Source organism: Mucilaginibacter lappiensis (assembly GCF_900155965.1).
Taxonomy (GTDB): Bacteria; Bacteroidota; Bacteroidia; order Sphingobacteriales; family Sphingobacteriaceae; genus Mucilaginibacter; species Mucilaginibacter lappiensis.
Window position 1 is genome coordinate 104,276 of sequence record NZ_FTMG01000011.1, and the last position, 25,370, is coordinate 129,645.

The following is a 25,370-nucleotide window of genomic DNA, read 5'->3' on the forward strand; positions in this document are numbered from 1 at the left end:
ATCGCATTTTTTATCAATCAACAGTGTAAAAGTTTGCCCTCAATACTGGAGTCATTCAGCAGTCTTATAGCTCGGCGGGAAACCGGTTCAATATGTTCAATTCAGGATGATGCTGGCAGCGAGGCATTTGCCGAGTATAAATACAATCCTGAAGATATTGTCTGGTATTGTATTTCGAGAATGGCCTGGCCGGATAAACAGGATTTTATTGAAAAAATGGGAGCTGAATTGAACCTATTATCGCCGCTCACATGGAACATTCTTTCGGTTTACCCCGGCAGCATATCAGGGAAACAGTTTCTCAAAATAAGACAAATCATATCAGAAAATAGTAGCAAAGAAAGAAATCCCCAGCATCAAATGATATTTGCAAGGGATAATGCTTTGACACTTGAACTGTTCACCTCGCTTAAAATTAAAGATTCGAAAGTGTTTGAAAAGTTCATAGACTCATATCCGAAAGTGAGAAATGTACTTAGTCGCCAGGAAGGCCTGTACGTAAGTCTTGACAAATATATCGAACATCTTGTTAATCATACGTCAAAGCAGGGTTTTATAGAGGTTAAACTTTCCGAATGGAGCCTTATCGAGATTGTTAGACAGATTTTAGTTCTGACACGAACCGCTCTGAAAAAACGAAAGAAGGGTTTGCGTGCTATGTTTACCGCACCGCCTGTACAGCATTTGTACCTGCATCCTGCAAATTACCTTGTTCCCAAGTCTTGGCTTACCAGCGATGTAAAGGATTGGGCATCGTGGAGAACTATAGTGAAAAAAAACAAGGTAAAACTGTCACCGTTGTTCCAGCGTCTTGATGACAAACGATACTTCCCAGTTTCTAACTTATGGGATTTTAGAGCAATTCTATTCATGGGTAATTATGAACTTCCCCTGGTTATTGGTTATTCCATGTTGCTGATTAAATTACTTTCACGGTCCTTTGAATGGCCACCCACGGCTAATAAAATTGTTTTTATTGACCAATTATTCTCACAGGCGCACAGAATCTTGGAGACGGAATCGCTATCATCGAACTCGAGAATATTGCTTAGTGCGATTTTTTCCAAAAATAAAGTCGATATATTTTATAACGATGTTATCGAATTATCTGATAACGCGAATATTCACGGATTGACTGACTTTATAAGCAGATTGGTTAATATACAATCGGCGCTTGCCGATCAGCAAATGAACCTAAAGGATCATCAACCCCGACAGTTAATTTACATTAATCTGGATGACTTAGAAGGTCCAAAGGATGAATTTTTTAAAAGAATATGAAAGACTTTGTAACAGTTGGGCTCATCCAGCCTGTCATTGACCCCGATACATCTTGGGGAACAGGAGCTCCTTATAGTTTAAACATAAGCCCGATCAGTGCAGAGCGAGTCTGGCAGGAAATACAAATCGGATTCACAGAGATGATCAAGCTTGATAATCGCCCTGAGGTGATTCTCATACCTGAACTTCATTTGCCGCCATCTCAGCTAGCTATTATCAAAGAGTACAGCAAACGATATAAAATAATTGTGATTTGTGGTATTGACTTTCAGAGAAACCCAAAGGATGCTAAAAGAGTAAGAAATCGGGGGGCAATATGTCTTCCCAATGGTATAGCAACCCGTGAAAGGGCAATACGTATAACTTCTTTACAGTTCGGCAAAACCTTTTTTACTTATATGGAAAGAAGTATGTTTAAGCAGGGGATTGAGAAAGCAGAAGAGCATTTTCCTGACCCTGAACAATATATGTATGTGTTTGAATCTTCAGAACTCGGGAACTTCGGCGTAATGATATGCTCGGATATATTTGATATAGAACGTATCATGCTTTATCAAGGTCGCATACATCACCTGTTTATTATTTCGCTTAATAAAGACCTTAATACCTACTTTGCAATGGCCGAATCCCTGACAAGATTATTGTATTGTAATGTTGTCATCTGTAATACCGGTCAATACGGCGGGTCAATGGCGGTTTCACCATATAGCGACGTAAATTCAAGGACTATATATAAATATATTGGTCAGAGAATGTTTAATACACATGTAATCAATATTCCTTTAAGCTCTTTAGAAGATGCACAGCTCTTCGATTTTGCGAAAGAAAACAAAAAAGACATTTTGTTTAAGGCAAGTCCACCAGGCTACCAAAAATATCCGCCCTCAAATCAGTTAATAAATGCAACGAAAAAAACAAGCTAAAATGAGCTATAATTTATGAAAGCGTATTTATTTTCATGGAATCCTGATAACTGGCCTTTTGATGAGCGTTTTGACCATATTGAGGAAATTCGTATAACAGGAAGTACAAAGCAGCGCTGGAGTGTGGCTGCCTATAAGCAGGTACAACCTGGCGACAGGGCGTTCATTGTTAAGGTTGGTAAAACTTTTGGTCGTCAAGGAGTTTTCGGATCCGGCAAAATTGTTTCTTGGCCTTTCCTTTCACCTCATTGGCAAGATAAAAAAAGGATGGTAGAGCGAGTAATTATCGAATTTGACACCTTGATAGATCCTGAAACACAGAAAATCTTGCCTGTTGATATTATTAAAAAGGAAATTTTGCGGCATCAGGTGTGGATGCCCGAACATTCAGGCATAAAAATCAATAGTGATGCGCTCAAAGAATTAGAGAAGCTTTGGGCAGATTTTATTGGCACCTCGTTGCAAGGAACAGGAAAGCCTTCAACACTACCTGTATATTACGAAGGGAACCCTTATCAGATTAACCTTACACGATACGAAAGAGATCCGAAGGCCCGGGAAGATTGCCTTTCTTATCACGGTTACAACTGCACGGTTTGTGAATTTAATTTCAAGAATGTTTATGGCAAGAACTTCATACATATACATCATAAAGAAGAACTTTCTCACTCAAAGAAAATGAAACCTATTGATCCAGTTAAGGATTTGTGCCCAGTTTGTCCTAACTGCCATGCGATGTTGCATAGTCAGCGCCCCACTATGTTAGTGGAAGAATTGAGAGAAATCATTGAAATCCAAAAGAGAAACGCTAACTAAACACTTATATCGAAAACATAAAACTTACACATATCTGTAGTTAACTATTGTATTAACTCTTCTACTGTTATAACTATAAACCGAATCTAATGACTGAAATGCTTTTTTGCTTGTAAAGCATTCTCATTAGGGATAAGTGATATTGATGTATCATTTCGGATTTTGTTTCTTTTGGAAAAAATCCGAACTTATAATAAAGATTCATGCAGTGTCGATATGAAAACAGCTTACTTATATGTCCGTGTTAGTACAGACGAACAAAAAAGAAAAGGTTATTCCTTACCTGAGCAGGAGGATCGGTTGTTAAAATATTGCGACTATAACGATATAGAAGTTAAAGGGATCTATCGGGAAGACTTTTCGGCAAAGAACTTTAACCGACCCGAGTGGAAGAAACTTGTATCGTCGATTAAGAAGGAGCGGCCCAAAGAAGAAAAGAACATCCTGTTTGTCAAGTGGGACCGGTTTAGTCGCAACATTCAGTATGCCTATGAGATGATTGGCCTATTACGAAAGCATAATACTACAGCCATGGCCATCGACCAGCCAATCGATCTCACTATTCCTGAGAGCTCGGTGATGCTTGCTGTTTATCTTTCGGTTCCGGAGGCTGAAAATACCAGGCGCGCATTGAATACCGCAAACGGAATGCGCAGAGCAAGACAAATGGGAAGATATCCGAACAGGGCTCCAATAGGTTTTGTAAATCTGACGACTGTGGACGGAAAAAAAATTATAGCACTCAAGCAGCCCGAAGCGGGCATTATCAGGTGGATATTTCATCAACTCGCAAAAAATATCTACAAAATCTCAGAGGTCAGAAGAATGGCCCTTGACAAGGGTTTATTATGCTCACCGTCAAATTTTTCTAAGCTTATCCGTAATCCGGTCTACTGTGGCCTGATTTCGGTAACGCTGAGCTCTGAAGAACGGCAGATGGTTAAAGGGAACCATGAACCGTTGATCTCAGTGTCGATTTTTTATGAGGTGCAAAACATCATAACTACAAAGAGAAAGGTTTCGAGTAGAACGGAAGAATTAAGGGCGACTTTTTTTATGACAGGTTTTTTAACCTGCCCGCTTTGTGGTAGAAGAGTACGTGGAAGTTTTTCCCGAGGGTCTAAAAACAGCTATCCATATTATCATTGTCGTGGAAGGTGTAAGACAAGAATCAGCGCAGTCCTTCTGAACTATAATTATGAGCGGAAACTCCAACAACTCATGCTTTCCGATAAGGCCATCGAACTTTTCAGTCATGTTTTGGATGATTCTAACTTGAATACGCATAGAATAGAATGCGTCAGTGAAAGGAGACAGCTATTAAGGCAACTTGCTCGGCAGCAATCGGCACTTTCTAAGGCCCGAAAGCTATTTGTGGAAGATATATTGAAGTTTGATGATTACAGTGAATTCAAAAAAGAGTTTCTGGCAACTTCCGCATGTCTGAAAAAAGAGCTGGGCGATAATATCGATAAGCTGAACAATATTGATATACAGCGTCAATTAGAGCATGGAGCCTTGGTAGAGCCCTTTAGGGGGTATGCCAGTCTGGACACCGCAGATAAAAGGCATCTGATCAAGCTTATTCCGCCGAATGAGGTGAACTTTCAAACGGGCGAGATTTCGTTGGGTCTTACCGATGCATTGTCAAAAATATTGGTATTGAACATAAAGAGCAAGTCAAAGGAATGAACTTCATAGAAAGAAAGGTTTCGGTCAAACGTGCAATTTCCGTTTTGGCCAAAAATGGCATTGAGGTGGATGATAGCGAGGCTAGTGTCATCTTGGATTTTCTTTATCTGATAGCCAAGAATTATAGCAAAAAAGAGGAAGTAGAAAATGCCCATAACCCAAAGGAGAGGTCGAACTCATTAAAATCGACCATAATAGAGCCTTAAAGCTGCTTTTTAGACTATTTTGGATAAAAGTCTAAGGAGTTTTTTAGTAATTGTCGAACACGAATCGGTCAGGCGGTAACAGTTTGGACCACAGGATTTTATTGGCATAAAAAAAGGAAACAACCCCAATGGGGTGTTTCCTTATGTAGCGGGGAGCAGGATCGAACTGCCGACCTTAGGGTTATGAATCCTACGCTCTAACCATCTGAGCTACCCCGCCTTTTTGTGTATCTTGCTCTTTTATAATGGTTTTGTAAAGAGTGGCCCTTAATAAATCAGCGGCCTTCCTTAAAAAGGTTTGCAAATATAGCAGAAATTCGTTTTCTTTAGAAAAAATGTTAACATTTACAGCTTTTAGAGCTTACAAGTATAAACCCCAATGTCCGAAAAAAAGAAATTTACCATTGAATATGAGATAAAATCGTCTCCACGTATACTGTTTTCCTTTCTGAGTGAGCCCAATGGATTAGCGCAATGGTTTGCTGATGATGTGAACATCAAGGACCAGGTTTATACATTTACCTGGGATAACGATGCCCAGAAAGCAAAGTTGCTTACCGTAAAAGAAAACAAGCTGGTTAGATTTAAATGGGTAGATGACGATCCGCAATTTTATTTTGAAATGGAAATTCTGCAGGATGAGCTAACTAATGATGTTGCGCTCAGTGTTACCGATTTTGCAACCGAAGATGCCATTGCCGAGCGCAAACTGATATGGGATAACCAGATCGAATACCTCATCAGCGTATTGGGTGCTTAAAGAAACTTAATTTTAGCTAATTTTGTATCGTGAAACGCTATTTGTGCGTTAATGAAAATTAACAGGCAAGTTGGTGCGTTATATCCTGTTGTACAAATTGCGTTAATGAAAAAGATACATCTTTTACTCCTTAAATCGTTTATAAGACCTTTTGTAAGTACGCTTTTCATCGTAATGTTTGTGTTGTTGATGTTGTTTTTATTTAAATACATCGATGACTTGATAGGCAAAGGTTTTGCCTGGTATACCATTCTCGAACTGATGCTGTATAATTCGGCTACCAATGTGGCAATGGCGCTGCCCTTATCAGTACTGCTGTCAACCATCATGACCTACGGCTCCCTCGGCGAAAATTATGAATTGGTAGCCATTAAGGCGGCCGGTATATCTCTGCGCCGGGCTATGTACCCTATGATAGTGGTAGTAACTCTTCTGAGTATGGCCGCATTCTTTTTTTCAGACTATATGCTGCCGGTAGCCAATCTTAAGTATTTTTCATTACTGTATGATGCCCGCAAGCAAAAATCGGCCGATTTATTGCCTCAAATGGTTTTTAGTAACAGCTTTACCGGTTACACTATCCGTGTAAAAAGCAAAGATCCCGACGGGCAAAGATTATACGGTATCATGATATACCAAAAAAGTGCTGATAACAATAATACAACGGTTACTATAGCCCGTGAAGGTACTATGTTCCGAACCATGGGCGATAAATTCCTGGTGCTGAAGTTAAAAGATGGTGTAAGATACGAGGAGTCGGCCCCTGATAATGCTACTTACAACTATAGGCAGCGTTTATCGCGGTTCCGCTTTAAGGAAACAGAACAAAAATTTAGCCTGGACGGCCTTAAACTGACCCGTACTAATGAAAGTGAATTTAAGACGGCATCGCAAATGATGAATTTGAAGCAGTTGAGATTCTATGTAGATTCTGTACAACACCAGGTTGATGGTAGTATAGTGCAGAATTATAGGCTTATTACACCCTATATGAAATTTTTTAACATGCCAGCAAAGCCTGCAGTTAAATATATACCAGCCGATAAAGCAGGGGTGCTGAAAAGTATGAAATTGGCCGACCAGGTGGTAGCCCTTTCAAGCGCATCTTCTGAGATCCGTTCTATAAAGGATATATTAAAGAACCGTACCGACCGTTATAATGACGACACCCTTAACATACGGCGTTATGCATCGGAAGTACAAAAAAAATTCACGCTTTCGGCGGCATGCCTGGCCTTATTTCTGATTGGCGCCCCGCTAGGGGCCATCATCCGCAAGGGAGGGCTGGGTTTACCGGTAGTTATTTCGGTTGTATTTTTCCTCATCTATTATATTATCTCTACCATTGGCGAAAAATCAGCAAGGGCGGGTAGTATATCTGTCGTTTTTGGTATGTGGGTAGCTATCATCGTACTCACACCTATCGGGCTTTTTCTTTCATACAAAGCTGCTACCGATTCGGCGATATTTGATGTAGAGCTATATAAAAGATTTTTTAATAAATTAATAAAGCGTAAAAGCAACTAATTGGCCCGCAATCTCCGTAATCATTTATAGTAGGCGCGCTTACCCTGCTACTGAAAAGGATTTTACACAGTACCGACCAGAAACATTTTTATATATCATAAATTTGTTTAACTTTTTAAATATTTTGTGGCTTAGGTTATTTTTATGTAGGCCCTATCAAATACTCATATAATGCTAAATACGATACAAGAAGCAATTGAAGATATAAAAGCCGGTAAAATGATCATCGTTGTTGATGACGAAGACCGGGAAAATGAAGGTGATTTTTTAACCGCTGCACGTAATGCCACCCCCGAAGCCATCAATTTTATGGTACGCTATGGCAGGGGACTGGTTTGCGCGCCTATTACACAACAACGCGCCCGCGAGCTGGAGCTGGAACCTATGGTAAGCCACAACACCACCTCGCATGAAACCAATTTTACGGTTTCTGTTGATTTGTTAGGCCACGGCTGTACAACAGGTATCTCTGCTTCAGACAGGTCTAAGACTTCCCTGGCACTAATTGATCCGGCTACAAAACCGGAGGATTTGGGCAGACCCGGGCATATTTTTCCGCTGATTGCCAAAGATGGTGGTGTATTGCGCAGAACCGGGCATACCGAAGCTGCTATTGACCTGGCTGTTTTGGCAGGGTTTGAGCCTGCGGGCGTAATATGCGAGATTATGAAAGAGGATGGCGATATGGCCCGTCTGCCTGATCTGTTGGTGATAGCGAAGGAGTTCGATCTGAAGATTGTATCTATAAAAGACCTGATAGCTTATCGTTTGAATGCTGAAACCCTGGTAAGAAAAGATGTATCTGTAAAAATGCCAACTGAATGGGGCGATTTTGAAATGATAGGCTATACCCAACTGGATACCGGCGAAAATCACCTGGCCCTTATTAAAGGCACCTGGGAGCCTGATGAACCGGTTTTGGTGCGTGTACATAGCTCATGTGTTACCGGCGATATTTTTGGCTCTTGCCGCTGTGATTGCGGCCCGCAGTTACATAAGGCCATGGAGATGATCAGTAACGAAGGTAAAGGCGTGGTGGTGTACATGAATCAGGAGGGGCGGGGTATTGGTTTGATCAACAAGCTTAAAGCTTACCACCTGCAGGAAAATGGTCTGGATACCGTAGAAGCCAATATTAAGTTAGGTTTTAAAATGGATCAGCGCGATTATGGTATCGGCGCGCAGATATTGCGTAGCCTGGGTATCGCCAAAATGCGTTTAATGACCAATAATCCCAAGAAACGTGCGGGCCTTATAGGTTATGGTTTAGAGGTTGTAGAGAACGTACCTATCGAAATAGCATCAAACCCCCATAACGAATCATATTTACGTACTAAAAGAGATAAGATGGATCACGCTATTATGCGCGATCATTAATCCTCATCATCTGGCTTCTTAGTAGTCGGTGTTCCGCCTGTTGTAGTAGCAGGTGGAGCTACTGGTGTTGGTGTGACAGGCGCTCTGTCTCTGCGGTTACGTTTAAATATATATTTGATAAACTCGCCGAAGGTGTCAAAATCACGTGAGTACACTAAACCAAATCCGTTTACATATTGAAAATCGAGGTTGTTTAAGGGATTGAGCGTGGTGTTGTTCAGTAACCGGTAAGAATACCGTGCTGTAAGGTTTCCGTCTTTCCTGATCTGGTACAGCGCTTCAAAGTCTTTGGTTAAATTACCATTAAACAAACTGGAGGTATTGTTGAACAAATCATTCGAGCCGGTATTGTTATATAAACTCCCGTTGAATGATAGTCTGCTGTTAAAAAACCTTAATGAAGCATTGGCCTCATTAAGCGAACGGATGTTCAAATCAAAATCAAAGTTTTTGATGTGTGATTGTGATATCAGGTTGTTGAGCTTGTTGAAAGCAAACTCACTTATCATTTGTTCAGCAGTGCCCGCAATTAAATTGTTGTTATTATTGTTTGCTGAAAAACTACGACGCACAATAATGTTAATAGCCTGTTGGCTGCGGTTGTTATTATCGGCCAGATAGGTGGCCAGATCGTCTTTTACCGATGGATCTGTAGGGAAGTTAAAATCGAAATCAATGTTGGGTTGTAACAATGATTTAGTCAATATCAACTGGGCCTGTACCAGGGTTTGCTGTGACGAGGTTGGCGTTTGTAAGCCCGCGGCAGCATAAAGCGGAGCCTTACTCGTACGTACCTCATAAAGAGCCTTCAGGTTTATTTCGGCGTTTGAAGGGTTTCCTGTCCACCGGATGGTACCGCCCTGGTTTACCGTAAAGTTTTTACTGATGAAGTTTTTGGCAGTAAACTCAAATTTACCCGTAGATATCAGAAAGTCGCCATACATTTCAAAATCACCCAGGCTGTTAATATTCAATTTTAGGTTATTGGCAACGCCGCTGCCCTCCAGCAAACCATAATCAGTGGTTATTTTAACAACCGTTTTTTCGTCGGCGCTCAGGTCAAAATTTAAGGTAACACCATTAAAGGCCCTGGCTTTATTTACAGCTTTCGCCGTATCTTTATGGCCAACAAATCTTATAAAGTCATAGTCGCTGGCTGTTGATGAAGTGTTGAGCGGTATATTGAATACAGTGCCGGCTTCTGTACGGGCTGTAATATCAATTTTCATATTATCAATCGGGCCCTTAAAGCTAAATGTACCGGTGCCAAAAGCGGTGCCATAATAAACGTGATTGTCTTTAAATGTGGTATTTAATGCCATCAAATTGGCAGCCTTTAATACTACCTCTATATCAGGGTTTGAAAGATCATTCAAATCAACGGTACCATTAGCTGTACCTGTACCACCTTTAATATCCTTCAATACCATATCCTTAACGTTAATAACGCTATTATTTACGTCCAGCTTGTTGTTAACTGTGTAGGCGGTTTTTAAGTAGTTAACGGTAAGCCCGGTATTTTCCAATGTAACGCTGCCGTTTAGTTGTGGATTTGATGGTTTACCGGTAAGTTTTAAATCGGTAGAGATATGACCTTTTACATTTGATACCAGATCCTTAATAAAAGGTTGAAAGATGATAGCCTCAGTTTGGTTCATTTTTATATCAAAGTCCAGGTTATCATCGGTCTCGTGGCCAAAATAATAGGTACCTCCAATGTTTATGGTTTTAAGCCCCCGGTTTAGAATACTTAACTGTGCATCGGCCTGTTTGCGGTCGTTACCCAGAGTTGATACTAGTTTCAGATCGCCAATCAGCGTCCTGTTCATTGTTAACGAATCGATATTCAAATGCGCGTCAACACCAGGTGATTTGGTAATAGAGGTAAATTTAACATCACCATTCAGATCACCTCTTAAGTATACGCCAGACGTTCTAGTCAACTGGTTAAGCGTTCGCATATTGAACTTTTCGAACGAGAGTTTCAATTCATCAGCAGGGTTATCAGATATAAATCCATTGATGCGTACCTTTTGGGGGCCATTGGATAACTCAAAGCCCGATACCTGTGTTTTTCCATCCAATAAGCGGATGCGCACCTGCTCCTGGATATGCCATTTTTCTTTTTCGAGGATAACATCAGAGGGCAATAGCTTCAGTTTGGCTGTGGTATCCTTTCCAAATTCAACCAATCCGTAAAGGTCAAGCTGGTTTACCGCGTTTTTATCCGACAGCTTAACGTTAAAGTTGAGGCTGTCGTTTTTCAAAAAGTTAGTAATGTTGATGTCTTTAATAAACAAACTATCAGTAAGATCAACCTTCCTTAACGATAAGTTGAGGCCCAGCATATCCTCAGAAGTGTTTTCATCGATGATGAAATCGTGAAATACGATTTTACCATATTTAAATGTTTTAATATAACCGGATAAGGTAGCCGTTTTCTTTTCCGAGTCGAATTGCCCCACTAATGTACCCTGGTCAGGTATTTTCAGGTCAGGTACAAATATAGCGGTGAGTGGATCTGTATTCTTAAGCGTAAGGTTAAACGCAAACTGCTCGGGTTTGGGCGTAACAATAGTGGTTTTTAAGGAAGGGATATACTTTTTGGCAATGGTTTTAAAATACGAAGGTAAGGTTGCCAGGTCAAAAGTACCCTTGATGCTGCCATCAGCAAAATCAGACCGTAAATCTATCTCCCGGTTGTTTCCTTTACCAACAGAGGATAGGTATAAAGAATCGACCACATAATTATTGCGGGGACCAACAACCCGGGCCGGTGAAAATAAAATATTACCCTCAATGTTGGCCAGGCTATTACCCGAAAATTTGGTTTTTAACTGGGTACTTACAGTGATGGTATCTGTGATGAGTTTAAGCTTGTTGAGGTTGGCATCTTTAATATTTGCCACCAAATCATACGCCGGTAAGGCAGGGTTTAAGTTTACACTCCCCTTTAAGTCGAGCTTAACATTTTTATCGTTGATGGTAATATGTCCATTGGCTAGCTTTTTAACGAACGAACCGTTTACGGTAAGGTTATTATAGGTGTAATTGTTATAGCTGATGTTGTTAATGCGGGCATCAATTTTTTCGGTCAAATTTTTCAGTTCGTCGCCGCTGCCCTGTATATCGGCATTAAAAGTAGTACGGCCAAGCGATTTCTCCTCAAGCAGGGAACCCAGGTCAAAGTTGAGAGCATTCAGTTTACCGCTATAGCTGGGTATATTTTTCTTATCAATTTTAAGGTTAATGTCAGTATCAAACCTGCCCAGTCCGGTTTTAAAAATACCATAAGCAACAAAATCATTTTGTAAGCCATTGAACCTGCCGGTGAAGTTGATATTGCCAAATTTACCCAGAATAGCGGGCGCTTGCATCGTGGCATTCCCTGAAAAATGGCTAAGCAGGTAATCCAGATCTTTTTTATTGGAAGCAATCTGCTCAAACTTCAGGTCGAGGAAGGTATTATCCCAGTCGGGTAAACCGCGTAGGTTAAAATCGCCTTTGATAAACGTGGCTTGCCCCCCGCTAATGGTAACGTTTTTGGCCTTCAGGTTATTTACGAGGCCTTTAACACGGCCTTCAATACCCAGGTCAAAAGTGGTTTTACCCATGCCACTGGTAAAGTAGGCAATATCTGTTGACGATATGCGTGACGATTTAAAATCAGCATCCATGTTCACCCGGTTCTCGAAATTATCAAAATCATCAAATGATTTAAATCTCATCCGGAAATAATCTTTCAGATCAGAGTGCTTGGTTTGCAGGGTAAGATGTTGCAGTATGATCTGGTTGGTATCAATAGTAGTATGGGCAGTAAAATTCTTTACGTAGAAGCCACTTTTCTCCTGTAAGGTAAGATGCTGGATATTGCCTTTGAACAAGTGGTCTTTGATATCCATACCGGTTACTACGGTACTAAAATGGCTTACATCAATATCATCAAAATTAACCCTGTTCTCCACGGTATCAACCAACTGGTTCTTGTACCGGAAATGAAAGTTATTGATGGCTATTTTATCAAAATTAAGTGTCCAGGGTTTGCTGGCAGTTTTTTTGGTAGTGTCGCTAGAGCTAAAGTAGTCAAGAATAAATTTGAGGTTGGTAGTGCTATCTTTTTGTTTTTTGAGGTAAAAAGAACCATTATCCAATTCAATGGATTCAAAATTGATGGTGCGCTGTTTGATGCTATAGAGAAGAGAAAATCCCGCAATATCAACAGCCAGCTTTGGAGTATTCAGTAAAGTATCCCGTTTTTTATCAAGTATACATAAGCCCTCCAGTACTACCGAAGTAAAAGGTCTGATGTACAGACTTTTGATGCTAACTGTGGTGTGCAGTTCATCCGAAAGGTAACCCGCAGCTTTTTTAGCGGCCCAGGTTTGTACAGGTTTATATTGAAACGCCAGTAAAAGTATGCTCAGTGTCAATAAAATGAACAACACTATTCCTAACGCTATATTGAGTACTTTTTTAATAACTTTGTAATTAATTAAAAATTCAAAAGTAAAAATTCAAAACCGATTGAAATGTTTTACTTTTCTAAATGTATTTAACATGTCAAAGGATAAGGTCATTTTTTTGACTTTAAACTTTTGACTTTTGACTTAATATTGTGCCTGTAATTTTAGGAATTGAATCTTCATGTGATGAAACCTCTGCATCTGTTTGTGTTGATGGAGAGATATTGAGCAATGTAATTGCTAACCAAACCATTCACGAAGCATACGGAGGCGTTGTCCCCGAGCTTGCCTCCAGGGTTCATCAGCAAAATATTGTTCCTGCTGTACAACAAGCATTATTGAACGCAAAAGTAAGCAAAAATGATATTGATGCAGTAGCTTTTACGCGCGGACCTGGACTTTTAGGCTCACTTTTAGTAGGTGTGTCATTTGCTAAGGCATTTGCGCTGGCCAAAAGCCTGCCACTTATTGATATAAATCATATGCAGGCGCATATATTGGCCCATTTTATTGGCGATCATAAACCTGTATTTCCTTTTTTGTGTCTTACCGTTTCGGGAGGTCATACGCAGATAGTTTTGGTTAACGATTATTTTGAGATGCAGGTAATAGGCCAAACGCTTGATGATGCCGCCGGCGAAGCAATGGATAAAACCAGCAAGATATTAGGTTTGCCTTATCCTGGAGGCCCACTGATTGATAAATACGCACGCCAGGGTAATCCGGATGCTTACAAGTTTCCGGAACCACAAATCCCCGGTCTGGATTTTAGCTTTAGCGGATTGAAAACAGCCATTTTATATTTCATTAGAGATAATGTAGCTAAGAATCCTGATTTCATTAGTCATAACCTGCCTGATATTTGCGCGTCGGTTGAAAGGCGGATAGCTACTATATTACTTAATAAATTACAAAAAGCAGCACAGATACATGGTATAAAACAGATTGCTCTGGCTGGCGGAGTATCGGCCAATACAGGATTGCGTGAAGGACTAAAAGAGCTGTGTGCTAAAAACGGGTGGGAGAGTTTTATACCCAAAATGGAGTACTGTACAGATAACGCAGCTATGATAGCTATTGCCGGGTACTATAAATATTTAAAAGGCGAATTTGCCGGCCAAGAGATTGCTCCGCTGGCAAGGATGATAATGTAGTTCATAGTTGATGATTCATGGGATGTAGCAAGTGAATTTCTGCCTGACCATGAACTATGAACTATGATCCAAAAACTAATTAATATGAATATTCCTTCACTGATTTTCTGGGCGGTTTTTGTACTGCCGTTGGTTGCTTTTTTAATATGGCTGATGCGCCAGGACAAAAAGAAAGGTGTAACCGGACTTATTGTATTGGCCATTACTGTGGTTGGCGGCATCGTTTATATGTATTTGAAAACGGGTGGGCAGTAAACCGTTGATTTTGGGGTTCCTGGACTTTTAGGATTAAGAGGTTGGATTGCCATGAAGACCGAAAATAATTGGAAGTACAAATCTCTTTTCACTCTGGAGAAAACGCATTCGGATCATCCTGATGAAGCGTCGACTATGCTCGTGTTCCGCTGTGCCGAACTGATAAAAATTCCGCTCAATGAGTACTCTATTGAGGACTTGTGACTCATGATAGGGCAGGAACTGGGTTTGCCTTATTTGATACCTCTCGCTATTGAAAAACTTACTGATGATATATTGCGGAGGGTGATATGTACGAAGGTGACCTATTGGCCAATGTTTTGCGTATACCATCATTCTTTTGGAAACAGCACCCTGAGTTATGGATTCAGGTAAATGACCTCATGGTGAATAGAAGGTATGAGATAGAAGGGTTGAAGATTTCCTTAGAAAAATTCGAGGAATGTGGCAATTAGTCTACGGTCGTTAATAGTCTTAAACTAAGAGAGCTATCTTGCAAGATAGCTCTCTTAGTTTAAACAGATTTTAAACCAATTACTTACCGAATCTCTCCTTCAAGTAATGACCAGTATGCGATTTTTTCTCTTTGATCAGATCTTCGGGTATACCTTCAAATACTACTTTTCCACCACGATCACCACCTTCAGGGCCGATGTCGATGATCCAGTCGGCACATTTAATTACATCCATATTGTGTTCTATCACAATAATGGTGTTGCCGTGCTCCAGCAGGGCATCAAATGATTTGAGCAATTTTTTAATATCGGCAAAATGCAGACCGGTAGTGGGCTCATCAAAAATAAAGAGTGTTTTATGGGTATTATTACCCTTTACCAGGAATGATGCCAGTTTAATACGCTGCGCCTCACCGCCAGATAGGGTATTTGACGATTGCCCAAGCTGTACATAACCCAGACCTACATCAACCAAAGGTTTTATTTTGGCAATGATCTTAGGCTCCTTAGCAAAAAATACCAGTGCCTCATCAATGGTCATGTGCAACACTTCGGCCACATTTTTTTCATTGTAGGTAATATCGAGTATATGTTGTTTAAAGCGGTTGCCACCACAGGTTTCGCAGGTCAGGAAAATGTCGGCCATAAACTGCATTTCTATCTTCACTTCACCTTCGCCCTGGCAAACATCGCAGCGGCCACCTTCTACGTTAAAGGAGAATGCCGACGGTTTTAAACCAGCTGCTTTGGCTGCCGGCTGTGAAGCATACAGGTTGCGGATCTCGTCCCAGGCTTTTACATACGTAACCGGGTTGGAGCGTGACGAGCGGCCAATAGGATTTTGATCAACCAGTTCAACTTGTTCTATTTTGGCGTAGTCACCATCAATGCTGTCGTATGAGCCGGTTTGCTCGCCCGAGTAATTGCCCAATGCTTTTTGTAGAGCAGGCGCCAGGATACGTTTTACTAAACTGGTTTTACCTGAACCGGATACACCCGTTACTACAGTAAGCACACCTAAAGGAAATTTAGCCGTAACATGCTGCAGATTGTTCTCTCTCGCGCCTTTTATCTCAATATAGTCGTTCCATTTACGACGGCTTTTCGGAATAGCGATCTCTTCCTTGCCGCTCAGGTAACGTCCTGTTAAGCTGTTATCATCCTTGATAATTTGGTCATATGTACCGGTAAAGATCAGTTCGCCGCCGTGGGTTCCTGCTTCGGGACCAATATCGATAATATGATCGGCCGCTTTCATGATCTCTTCTTCGTGCTCTACTACTAATACGGTATTACCTACATCGCGCAGTGATTTAAGCACACTGATGAGGCGCTGGGTATCACGTGGGTGTAATCCGATGCTGGGTTCATCCAGAACATATACCGAGCCCACCAGGCTGCTTCCCAGTGAAGTAGCCAGGTTGATACGTTGTGATTCACCACCTGATAAGGTATTTGACAAGCGGTTAAGCGTTAAATAGCTCAAGCCCACATCATTTAGAAACGACAAGCGATTAGTAATTTCCATCAGCAGGCGCTTACCTATCTTGGCATCGGTTTCGTTTAACTGTAAGCCTTTGAAAAACTCCAGTGCTTTATCCAGGGGCATCAATACCACATCTGTAATCGAGCGCTCGCCGATCTTTACGTATGATGCATCACGACGCAGGCGACTACCTTTACACTCCGGACAGGTAGTTTTGCCGCGATAGCGCGACAGCATCACCCGGTATTGAATTTTATAGGTCTGCGCCTCCATTTCCTGGAAAAACTCATCCAGGCCACGAAAATATTTATTGCCAGTCCATAACAGGCGTTGTTGCTTTTCGGTTAGCTGATTATACTGGCGGTGTATCGGGAAATCAAACTGCAAAGCGTGTTTGATTAGCATATCATTCCACTCGCGCATTTTTTCGCCGCGCCACGGGGCTATAGCGCCCTCATAAATACTTTTGCTTTTATCAGGGATCACCAGATCCTCATCAATACCGATCACTTTACCATAGCCCTCGCATTTTTTGCAGGCGCCGTAGGGATTGTTAAAGCTGAAGAAATTGGGAGTGGGTTCTTCGAATTTAATGCCGTCAAGTTCAAACCGGTCGCAAAAAAAACGCTCCTGTTCACCATCGGCATCAGGTTCCTGGTAACGTACATAGCAGTCGCCTTTACCTTCAAAGAAAGCGGTCTGTACCGAGTCGCCCAGGCGGCTTATGGTTTCATCCTCTTCGCTTTTTGATATACGATCAATCACGATACGAACGCCAGGGTAATGTGTTGGCGTTTCCTGCTCAGTAATTACCGGTTCGTCGCTTTCGGCTTTTGTTTTTTTGCCTTTAGCTTTCTTCTCTCCATGAACCTCGGCTATTAATGAGGTATTATCAATAGATTCATCTTCCAATAAAGCTTCAATTTTTGATAGTTTGTTCAGATACTCAACCCGTACAAAGCCTTTTTGCATTAAAACAGCCAGCTCTTCTTTGAGACTGCGGTTGTTATGTGGATATAATGGCGCTAAAACAGTTACCTGGCTTTCGTTGGGCAGCGATAGTATAAAGTTCACGACATCGGTAACAGAGTCTTTTTTTACGATTTGACCCGATACCGGGGAAATAGTTTTGCCAATGCGTGAGAACAGCAATTTTAAATAATCATATATTTCGGTTGAGGTACCTACTGTTGACCGTGGGTTTGAGGTAATTACCTTTTGCTCAATAGCTATAGCAGGTGCAATGCCTTTAATATAATCAACATCGGGCTTGTTCATACGCCCCAGGAACTGCCGTGCGTAGGAAGAAAGACTTTCTACATAACGGCGCTGACCTTCGGCATACAAAGTATCAAAAGCAAGTGACGATTTGCCAGAACCTGACATGCCCGTAACTACAACCAGCTTGTTTTTGGGGATGGCCACATCCATATTTTTAAGATTGTGCACACGGGCCCCTTTAATAATGATATGTTTCTGCGGATCTTTTTCTGCTTCTTTAGTCATTCTTTGAATTAGTTCATAGGTTGAATTAGTTCATGGTTGATAGTTCATAGTATATGGAAAAGGAACTATGAACCATCAACTATGATCCATGAACTAATAAACCTTTTTCCGGAATGCAAAAATCCTAAAATATTTAGCAGAATCCAAATCGGTTTTGCTTTGTTTTGGGGTTTACTTCAAATAAATTTCTGAGTTTACAGTTTGCTGACTTTTAAATACTTAATGGCACGGAAAAGAGATGTCTGCAAATTTTTAAGGCAGCGATTAAACCATTGCCGATTACCCTTGTCAAAACAACGGATAGGTATCAGAATTATGAATGGCGAAGCCCATCATATACCCAATGAACCTGATTAACAGAAGTAAGGAAAAAAATATAATTTGTTTTTTAGCTGGGAATTTGTTTTATTTGAAGTAACAATTTCTTAACCCCTAAGGAGCACGCTATAGAATATACTTTACTTTAAAGGTTTTTAACTAAAAATTAAGTTTAAGTAGTACTTTCTATGGATTTTCAATTGAAAAGTGATCAGGATCTAATCCATCTATACATTGCCGGTGATGAAGCTGGGCTAGTGGAATTGATCAGACGATATCAGACCAAAATATATACCTCTATTTACCTGCTTGTAAAAGACGAGTATCTGGCCGAGGATATTTTTCAGGATACCTTTATAAAAGTTATCAATACACTGAAAGCTGGAAAGTATAACGAAGAGGGTAAATTTTTACCCTGGGTAACCCGTATTGCCCACAACTTGGTTATTGATCACTTCCGTCGTGAAAAGCGTGCGCCTATGATTAGCAATGGCGACGATTTTGATATTTTTGAAGTATTGGGTAACTATGATGAAAGTACCGAAGACCGTATGGTGCGTGAACAAACGCATAAGGATCTTAAAACGCTGATACAGCTATTGCCTTCTGAGCAAAAAGAAGTATTAATCATGCGCCACTTTGGCGATATGAGCTTTAAAGAAATTGCCGATATTACCGAAGTTAGCATCAATACGGCATTGGGCCGGATGCGTTATGCCCTCAATAATCTCCGCAAAATGATGCAGAGTAAAGAGTTAAGTTTAAAAAATTAATCAAAAAACATGGAGTTATTGCCTGGGCAACTGGCTAAGTAAATAGCAAAGTTTATCAATAACCCTATGTTTTTTACGATCAATAGCTTAATTTATTCACTTTAGGTGATAAAAATTAACCCATAAAAAAAATTTCATTTAATTTTCATTTAGTAAAATATTATCTTTAAGTCGCCGTTATAAATCATATAAAATTTACAACAAAATAAGCTTATGGATGAAACTTTTACAACAACGTTAAATGGAATTGCCAACCAGGCTCTGATGGACGAGAACGGACAAGACAATCTGGGTGCCGACGATTTGATATTTTACAATTCAATTCGTGCTGATTTGGATCTTTTGAACAAAAAACCCAAGGTACAAACTATACACCAGATACTTGACTACTCCAAAAGCCTGCGTTAAGTATTCCGAACTTGCTGGTTCATAGATCATAATTGTTGATTGAGGTAGATGTTTTAAGGAACAGAAACTAAAGTCCAGCATGATTTATGAACCTTTCTATTTTTAGAAGGATTGTGTAACTAATAATATAGTTTAATACATATTATAATATATGTATCTATAAGTGTATGATCTTTACCTCCAAAAAATTTCTTAATTTTAAAAATGCTTAAGGCCGAACGTTACCGCCATTTTGTTGAATATTTTTCAAAGAACCAACCCAATCCCGTTACCGAGCTGCATTACGATAATCCATTTCAATTATTGGTAGCAGTGATCCTGTCGGCACAATGTACAGATAAGCGCATTAACCAAGTTACGCCAAAGCTATTTGAACGTTTCCCTACACCAGAGGATCTGGCAGCATCAACTCCCGAAGAGGTTTTTACTTACATACGGAGTGTTAGTTATCCCAATAACAAAGCCAAGCATTTAGTAGGCATGGGTAAAATGCTGGTAGATGTTTTTAATAGTGAAATACCGGAAGGTATCGAGAATCTGCAAAAAATGCCGGGTGTAGGGCGCAAAACCGCCAATGTTATTGCATCTGTAATTTTCGAAGAACCGGCTATGGCTGTAGATACACATGTGTTTAGGGTATCTAATCGTATTGGTCTTACTCATAATGCAACCACACCGCTGGCGGTTGAAAAACAACTGATCAAACACATTCCCAAAGAATATATAGGTGTGGCCCATCATTGGCTCATACTACATGGCCGGTATATTTGCCTGGCCCGGAGCCCTAAATGTGAGATATGTCCGCTAACCTGGTTCTGCAAGTATTATGAACATAACAATACTGAAACAGCCCTGCTAAAAGCGGAAGCAGCCAAGATCAAAAAAGCTAAAGAAGCCAAAAAGAAAAAAGCATTGAATACCATTAGTAAGGAGCTTAAGAAACGAAGTGTGGATAAAGATATTTGATTGGTATTGGGAGGTTGATTAAGTTTATCTGTTATTATTAAGACTTGTCATCCTGAGGAACGAAGGATCTATTCATCAACTTGCATGTTGCATAATAGATGCTTCACTGCGTTCAGCATGACAACTTTGTTAGGGTAGTAAATAAAATTACTAAAAAAATTAGTATTTTAAAATAAAACATTTTATATTTGTTGAAGAAAATTTTAAGATGAGCACAGATAAAAATAATTCAGATAAGTTGAAAGCATTACAGCTTACTTTAGATAAGCTGGAAAAATCATACGGAAAAGGTACCATCATGAAATTGGGTGATTCCGTTATTGAACCTACAGAAGTAATATCAACCGGCTCTTTAGGGCTGGATATAGCTTTAGGGGTTGGAGGCTTACCTAAAGGAAGAGTTATTGAAATATACGGACCTGAATCGTCTGGTAAAACCACATTGGCTATACATGCCATTGCAGAGTCGCAGAAAAAAGGTGGTATTGCCGCATTTATTGACGCGGAACATGCCTTTGATCGTTTCTATGCTAAAAAATTAGGGGTTGACGTAGAGAACCTATTGATCTCTCAACCAGACAATGGTGAGCAGGCATTGGAAATTGCCGACAACCTGATCCGCTCGGGCGCGATAGATATTTTAGTAATTGACTCTGTTGCTGCATTAGTACCTAAAGCGGAAATTGAAGGTGAAATGGGCGACTCAAAAATGGGTTTGCACGCGCGTTTAATGTCGCAAGCATTGCGTAAATTAACCGGTACTATTAGTAAAACCGGATGCTGCTGTATATTTATCAACCAATTGCGCGATAAAATCGGTGTAATGTTTGGTAACCCGGAAACCACTACTGGTGGTAATGCCTTGAAATTTTACGCTTCAGTTCGTTTGGATGTACGCCGTATATCACAAATTAAAGATACCGACGAGGTTTCAGGTAACCGTGTTAAAGTGAAGATCGTAAAAAATAAAGTGGCTCCTCCGTTCCGCATAGCAGAGTTTGATATTATGTTTGGCGAAGGTATTTCAAAAGCCGGCGAGATCATTGACCTGGGTGTTGAATACAACATCATTAAAAAAGCAGGTTCATGGTTCAGCTACGGCGAAACACGCCTGGGCCAGGGCCGCGATGCCGTTAAACAATTGATACTGGATAATCCAGAACTACAGGAAGAACTGGAAACCAAAATTAAAGAAACCGTTACCGGCGAAAGCTTGGTGGAAGAATAGACGAATTTCGGATTTTGGAATTTCGATTTCGGATTTGTGACATTGGGAAGCCTCTCCATTTGGGGGAGGCTTTTTTGTTTATACCAAAACCCTCTTGTCATGCTGAACGGAGTGAAGCATCTATTATACAACATATAAATTGATGAATAGATCCTTCGCTGCGCTCAGGATGACAAACTTATCAAAGTACCTATCGGCAAGAAGATTATTTATCTTCATCCATAAGTAATAAATCACTAATTCAACAAATCACTAATTCATTAATTAAACGTAATTAATATATTTAGCTCTACATGAATAAATGGGGCTTATTACTATTTTCTGTACTGATTATTCAGTTTTGTGCCTGTCATAACACGGCCCCAGATTCTGGTAAAATCGTTTTTAATATTAACCTGGAGGAAGGGCTTACCTCGCTTGATCCGGCTTTTTGCCGTAACCACTACACCATTTGGATGGATAACCAGGTTTTTAATGGCCTGGTACAGATCAATGATAGCCTTAAAGTGATTCCCTGTATTGCCAAAAGCTGGGACATATCAGCCGACGGCCTTTTGTATACTTTTCATTTACGCAATAATGTGTATTTTCATGATGATCCGCATTTTACTGGTGGTGTTGGTCGCAAGGCCTTAGCCGCCGACTTTGTTTACAGTTTTGGAAGATTAATAGACCCTAAAGTAGCTTCATCCGGCTCCTGGATCTTTAGTGATAAAGTAGAGAGCAAGAATTCATTTACTGCGCCTAATGATAGTACCTTCAACATCAGGCTTAAGCACCCCTTTGCACCTTTTTTAAGCATGCTTACGGCACAGTATTGCTCAGTGGTACCCAAAGAGGTGGTGGAGTTTTATGGCAAAGATTTCAGGAGCCATCCTATAGGTACGGGGCCTTTTAAGTTCAAATACTGGAAAGAAGGGGAGGTGCTGGTGCTGCTTAAAAATGAAAAATATTGGGAGAAAGATGATAAAGGCAACCGCTTACCTTACCTCGATGCTGTTAAAGCCAGCTTTATTGCCGATAAACAGACCTCGTTCCTGGAGTTTATTAAAAAAGAGCTTGATTTTTTAAATGATATCGACGGCAGTTACCGCGATGATATCCTCACCAAATCGGGTAAGGTAACACAAAAGTATAAAGGCAAATTTGTTTTAAATACAGCCCCATATCTTAATACCATGTACCTGGGTATACTGGTAGATACCAATCTGGCTATTGTTAAAAAGTCGCCGCTTAAGATATTAAAAGTAAGGCAGGCCATTAATTATGCCATCGATAGGCAGAAGATGATGAAATACTTACGCAACAGCATGGGCACGCCCGGTTACGAAGGTTTCATTCCGGAAGGTATGCCTGGTTTCAGCAAAAATGTAAAAGGATATACGTATGACCCCGAAAGGGCGCGGCAACTATTGGCTGAAGCCGGTTTTCCCGATGGTAAAAACTTGCCCGAAATTTCATTGGCCACCACGGTAGGCTACCGTAGTTTGATAGAATACGTGCAGGGACAATTGGATAGAATAGGTATCAAAACTAACGTAGAGATCACCCAGGGTGCCAGCCTGCGCGAGCTGGTATCAAAAAATGGCATCAACTTCTTTTACGGTCAATGGATAGCTGATTACCCTGATGGTGAAAATTATTTGTCGGTATTTTATTCAAAAAACAAGATCCCTTTCGGGCCTAATTATACCGGTTTTAACAATAAGAAATTCGATGCCCTGTTTGAGCAAACCTATCATGAAAAAAACGATGAAGCCCGCTATGCCCTGTATCAGCAAATGGATGGTTTGGTGATGGAGCAATCGCCGGTGGTGGTGTTATATTATGATAAACTGGTGAATTTGTATCAGAATAATATCAGTGGTTATAGCCTGAACGGGCAAAATTTATTAGTACTTAAACGAGTGAAAAAAGCCCCCTGATCTTTTGAAGGGGTAATTGTATAACATTTGATCATCTACTATATGAATACACAAAATGCAGCTTATTGGATTCAACGATTAACGTTGCAGTCACATCCCGAAGGCGGATATTATAAAGAGGTGTTCCGGTCAGAACAACAAATAAACCGGACCGGTGAAACAGCTATTAAACAAGCTTGTACATCCATTTATTATTTGCTGGAAGGTGAAGATTTCTCAGGCTTTCATCGCCTGGTATCAGACGAGCTATGGTATTTCCACGCTGGCTCACCACTTTATATCCATATGATTGATGCTTCCGGAAATTATTTTCTACAGGAACTTTCGGCATCAGATACAGGGAGTCTCTCTGTCATCATACCGGGCGGAGCCTGGTTCGCATCAGAAATTCCGTCGAAAGAAGGCTTTAGCCTGGTAAGTTGTGCCGTAGCCCCGGGATTTGATTTCAGTGAGTTTGAAATGGCTGTAAAAAAGAATCTGACCACCGCATATCCTCGTTTTAGCGAATTATTTAACAGACTTTGCCGATAGGTCCAGTTTTTTTAACTATTAACATCTACATATATGGGTGAAAGAATAATTGGCATTATGGGTGCCATGCACGAAGAAATTAACAGCATCCTTCATCTCATGACAGGTATTGAAGAAATTTCCTTCGGCAGAAGAACATATTATACCGGAACTATCAACACTATTAAAACCGTGGTCGTTTTTTCCAGATGGGGTAAAGTTGCGGCAGCGACTACGGTAACCAGTCTGATCACCAGGTTTAACATTACCAGCCTGATTTTTATTGGTGTCGCGGGAGCTATCAATACCGAATTGAAAATAGGGGATGTAGTTATTGCCGACCGACTGGTACAGCATGATATGGATGCGCGGCCATTAATGCCCCAGCATGAAATTCCGTTACTTGGGATAACTTATTTCGAAGGAGATCCTGATTACATCACCATAGCGAAAAAAACCATTGATGCTATCATTGGCGATCATATCTATTCGTTTATTGAGGAGCATGAAATTGAACGCTTTTTATTGCGTAATACACGGGTGTTTACTGGCACTATAGCCAGCGGGGATAAATTCTTTGCTGATCAGGCCGATAAGGAACAATTGCACGCTGCTCTCCCAGACATACGCTGTGTAGAGATGGAAGGTGCCGCCGTAGCCCAGGTTTGTTATGAATACGAGATTCCCTTCGTGGTTTTAAGAATTATATCGGATGAATCCAATGAGCATTCATCTATTGATTTTCCTGATTTTATCAAGAATGTTTCCAGCAAGTATGCCTATGAAATCATTAGGAATATGTTTGCGTTGCTGTAAAGGGCTGTCATGCTGAGCTTCGTCGAAGCATGGTGGGCAAGGCCTCTACTTGCGATCCTTTGACAGGCTCAGCAGGCTCAGGATAACAGGTTCTTTTCAAAAATGCAGCTTATTTGTTTTGCTTAATCTTAATTTCTTTTTTATCGAGTTCAATAGTAAATGATACTTTATCTTCAACGGCTTTACCAGTGTCAGTATCTAACGCCGGCTTCCAGGCTGGCGCAGCTATGATCAAAGATCTTAACGCGACTACAAAATCATTTTCGGCAATGGTACCTCCACCAATTTGACGTATGATCAATGGTTTGATAAGTATTCCATCGGCAGATATCGTACTGGTATAAACCAATTTGGATATACTAAGATCAGGTGGCGCAATGCGTTGTATTTGACGTGTTAAAGAATCAGTAAAGGCAGTAGTGAGTACCGGGGGCGTTTTTTGGTTCTGCGCAAAGGCTAGCGTCGTCATTAAACAAACGCAAAATGCAGCTATTAATTTTTTCATGAATAAAGTGGAAATCTGAT

21 protein-coding genes and 1 tRNA gene are annotated in these 25,370 nt (G+C 40.5%); 18 read left to right on the forward strand and 4 right to left on the reverse strand.

Features of this window, described 5'->3' with window-relative positions; genetic code table 11:
* Nucleotides 1-33 precede the first annotated feature (33 nt).
* From BW976_RS19430 to BW976_RS19450, 5 genes are all read left to right on the forward strand, one after another.
* Entirely contained in the window at nucleotides 34-1,281 is a 1,248-nt protein-coding gene (locus tag BW976_RS19430; protein WP_139332356.1) for a hypothetical protein, read from the forward strand.
* On the forward strand, nucleotides 1,278-2,204 hold the full coding sequence (locus BW976_RS19435; protein ID WP_076375538.1) for a carbon-nitrogen hydrolase family protein: 927 nt from the start codon (nucleotides 1,278-1,280) through the stop codon (nucleotides 2,202-2,204). The genes BW976_RS19430 and BW976_RS19435 overlap by 4 nt, the downstream gene beginning before the upstream one ends.
* A 15-nt stretch (nucleotides 2,205-2,219) precedes the next feature.
* A complete protein-coding gene (locus BW976_RS19440; protein ID WP_076375540.1) occupies nucleotides 2,220-3,020 on the forward strand; it encodes an HNH endonuclease in 801 nt (266 codons plus the stop codon).
* A 216-nt stretch (nucleotides 3,021-3,236) separates the two neighbouring features.
* Nucleotides 3,237-4,712: a recombinase family protein gene (locus tag BW976_RS19445; protein WP_076375542.1), complete on the forward strand. Its 1,476-nt coding sequence runs from the start codon at nucleotides 3,237-3,239 to the stop codon at nucleotides 4,710-4,712.
* Nucleotides 4,709-4,918, forward strand: a complete 210-nt coding sequence (locus BW976_RS19450; RefSeq protein ID WP_076375544.1) for a hypothetical protein — start codon at nucleotides 4,709-4,711, stop codon at nucleotides 4,916-4,918. The genes BW976_RS19445 and BW976_RS19450 overlap by 4 nt, the downstream gene beginning before the upstream one ends.
* Before the next feature lie 146 nt (nucleotides 4,919-5,064).
* On the opposite strand, the gene BW976_RS19455 is transcribed toward BW976_RS19450, so the two are convergent.
* Nucleotides 5,065-5,138: transfer RNA gene (locus BW976_RS19455), tRNA-Met, on the reverse strand.
* 159 nt (nucleotides 5,139-5,297) lie between these two features.
* On the opposite strand from BW976_RS19455, the gene BW976_RS19460 reads away from it, so the two are divergent.
* The 3 genes from BW976_RS19460 to BW976_RS19470 all read left to right on the forward strand — a co-directional run bounded on the left by BW976_RS19460 (nucleotide 5,298) and on the right by BW976_RS19470 (nucleotide 8,582).
* Nucleotides 5,298-5,678, forward strand: a complete 381-nt coding sequence (locus BW976_RS19460; RefSeq protein ID WP_076375546.1) for an START-like domain-containing protein — start codon at nucleotides 5,298-5,300, stop codon at nucleotides 5,676-5,678.
* A gap of 105 nt (nucleotides 5,679-5,783) precedes the next feature.
* On the forward strand, nucleotides 5,784-7,205 hold the full coding sequence (locus BW976_RS19465; RefSeq protein WP_076375738.1) for an LptF/LptG family permease: 1,422 nt from the start codon (nucleotides 5,784-5,786) through the stop codon (nucleotides 7,203-7,205).
* 171 nt (nucleotides 7,206-7,376) lie between these two features.
* Nucleotides 7,377-8,582 (forward strand): bifunctional 3,4-dihydroxy-2-butanone-4-phosphate synthase/GTP cyclohydrolase II, encoded by a 1,206-nt coding sequence (locus tag BW976_RS19470; protein WP_076375548.1) that lies wholly within the window; start codon nucleotides 7,377-7,379, stop codon nucleotides 8,580-8,582.
* On the opposite strand, the gene BW976_RS19475 is transcribed toward BW976_RS19470, so the two are convergent.
* Entirely contained in the window at nucleotides 8,579-13,027 is a 4,449-nt protein-coding gene (locus BW976_RS19475; protein WP_084192277.1) for a translocation/assembly module TamB domain-containing protein, read from the reverse strand. The two genes, BW976_RS19470 and BW976_RS19475, sit on opposite strands and share 4 nt — an antisense overlap.
* 170 nt (nucleotides 13,028-13,197) lie before the next feature.
* Here BW976_RS19475 and tsaD point away from each other — a divergent pair, with 170 nt between their 5' ends.
* The 3 genes from tsaD (at nucleotide 13,198) to BW976_RS30090 (ending at nucleotide 14,909) form a co-directional block, all read left to right on the forward strand.
* Nucleotides 13,198-14,199, forward strand: coding sequence for a tRNA (adenosine(37)-N6)-threonylcarbamoyltransferase complex transferase subunit TsaD (gene tsaD, locus BW976_RS19480; protein ID WP_076375550.1), 1,002 nt, complete (start codon nucleotides 13,198-13,200; stop codon nucleotides 14,197-14,199).
* A gap of 84 nt (nucleotides 14,200-14,283) precedes the next feature.
* A complete protein-coding gene (locus BW976_RS29490; RefSeq protein WP_175614141.1) occupies nucleotides 14,284-14,454 on the forward strand; it encodes a hypothetical protein in 171 nt (56 codons plus the stop codon).
* 275 nt (nucleotides 14,455-14,729) lie between these two features.
* Nucleotides 14,730-14,909 (forward strand): contact-dependent growth inhibition system immunity protein, encoded by a 180-nt coding sequence (locus BW976_RS30090; RefSeq protein ID WP_394333029.1) that lies wholly within the window; start codon nucleotides 14,730-14,732, stop codon nucleotides 14,907-14,909.
* A gap of 79 nt (nucleotides 14,910-14,988) precedes the next feature.
* Here the strand turns inward: BW976_RS30090 and uvrA are convergent, their stop codons facing one another.
* Nucleotides 14,989-17,901 (reverse strand): excinuclease ABC subunit UvrA, encoded by a 2,913-nt coding sequence (uvrA, locus tag BW976_RS19485; RefSeq protein ID WP_076375552.1) that lies wholly within the window; start codon nucleotides 17,899-17,901, stop codon nucleotides 14,989-14,991.
* Between the two features lie 506 nt (nucleotides 17,902-18,407).
* On the opposite strand from uvrA, the gene BW976_RS19490 reads away from it, so the two are divergent.
* From BW976_RS19490 to BW976_RS19520, 7 genes are all read left to right on the forward strand, one after another.
* On the forward strand, nucleotides 18,408-18,992 hold the full coding sequence (locus tag BW976_RS19490; RefSeq protein WP_076375554.1) for an RNA polymerase sigma factor: 585 nt from the start codon (nucleotides 18,408-18,410) through the stop codon (nucleotides 18,990-18,992).
* A 213-nt stretch (nucleotides 18,993-19,205) separates the two neighbouring features.
* On the forward strand, nucleotides 19,206-19,400 hold the full coding sequence (locus BW976_RS19495; protein ID WP_076375556.1) for a hypothetical protein: 195 nt from the start codon (nucleotides 19,206-19,208) through the stop codon (nucleotides 19,398-19,400).
* 204 nt (nucleotides 19,401-19,604) lie between these two features.
* A complete protein-coding gene (gene nth / locus BW976_RS19500) occupies nucleotides 19,605-20,366 on the forward strand; it encodes an endonuclease III (RefSeq protein WP_076375558.1) in 762 nt (253 codons plus the stop codon).
* Nucleotides 20,367-20,574: 208 nt separating this feature from the next.
* Entirely contained in the window at nucleotides 20,575-21,594 is a 1,020-nt protein-coding gene (gene recA, locus BW976_RS19505; protein ID WP_076375560.1) for a recombinase RecA, read from the forward strand.
* A gap of 293 nt (nucleotides 21,595-21,887) precedes the next feature.
* Nucleotides 21,888-23,519: an ABC transporter substrate-binding protein gene (locus BW976_RS19510; protein WP_076375562.1), complete on the forward strand. Its 1,632-nt coding sequence runs from the start codon at nucleotides 21,888-21,890 to the stop codon at nucleotides 23,517-23,519.
* Nucleotides 23,520-23,561: 42 nt separating this feature from the next.
* Nucleotides 23,562-24,050 carry a cupin domain-containing protein gene (locus tag BW976_RS19515; protein WP_076375564.1) on the forward strand — a complete coding sequence of 163 codons (489 nt, stop codon included), beginning with the start codon at nucleotides 23,562-23,564 and terminating at the stop codon, nucleotides 24,048-24,050.
* Nucleotides 24,051-24,083: 33 nt separating this feature from the next.
* Nucleotides 24,084-24,845: a 5'-methylthioadenosine/adenosylhomocysteine nucleosidase gene (locus BW976_RS19520; protein ID WP_076375566.1), complete on the forward strand. Its 762-nt coding sequence runs from the start codon at nucleotides 24,084-24,086 to the stop codon at nucleotides 24,843-24,845.
* Nucleotides 24,846-24,954: 109 nt separating this feature from the next.
* On the opposite strand, the gene BW976_RS19525 is transcribed toward BW976_RS19520, so the two are convergent.
* Complete coding sequence (locus BW976_RS19525; RefSeq protein WP_139332357.1) at nucleotides 24,955-25,350, reverse strand: hypothetical protein; 396 nt, start codon at nucleotides 25,348-25,350, stop codon at nucleotides 24,955-24,957.
* Nucleotides 25,351-25,370 lie beyond the last annotated feature (20 nt).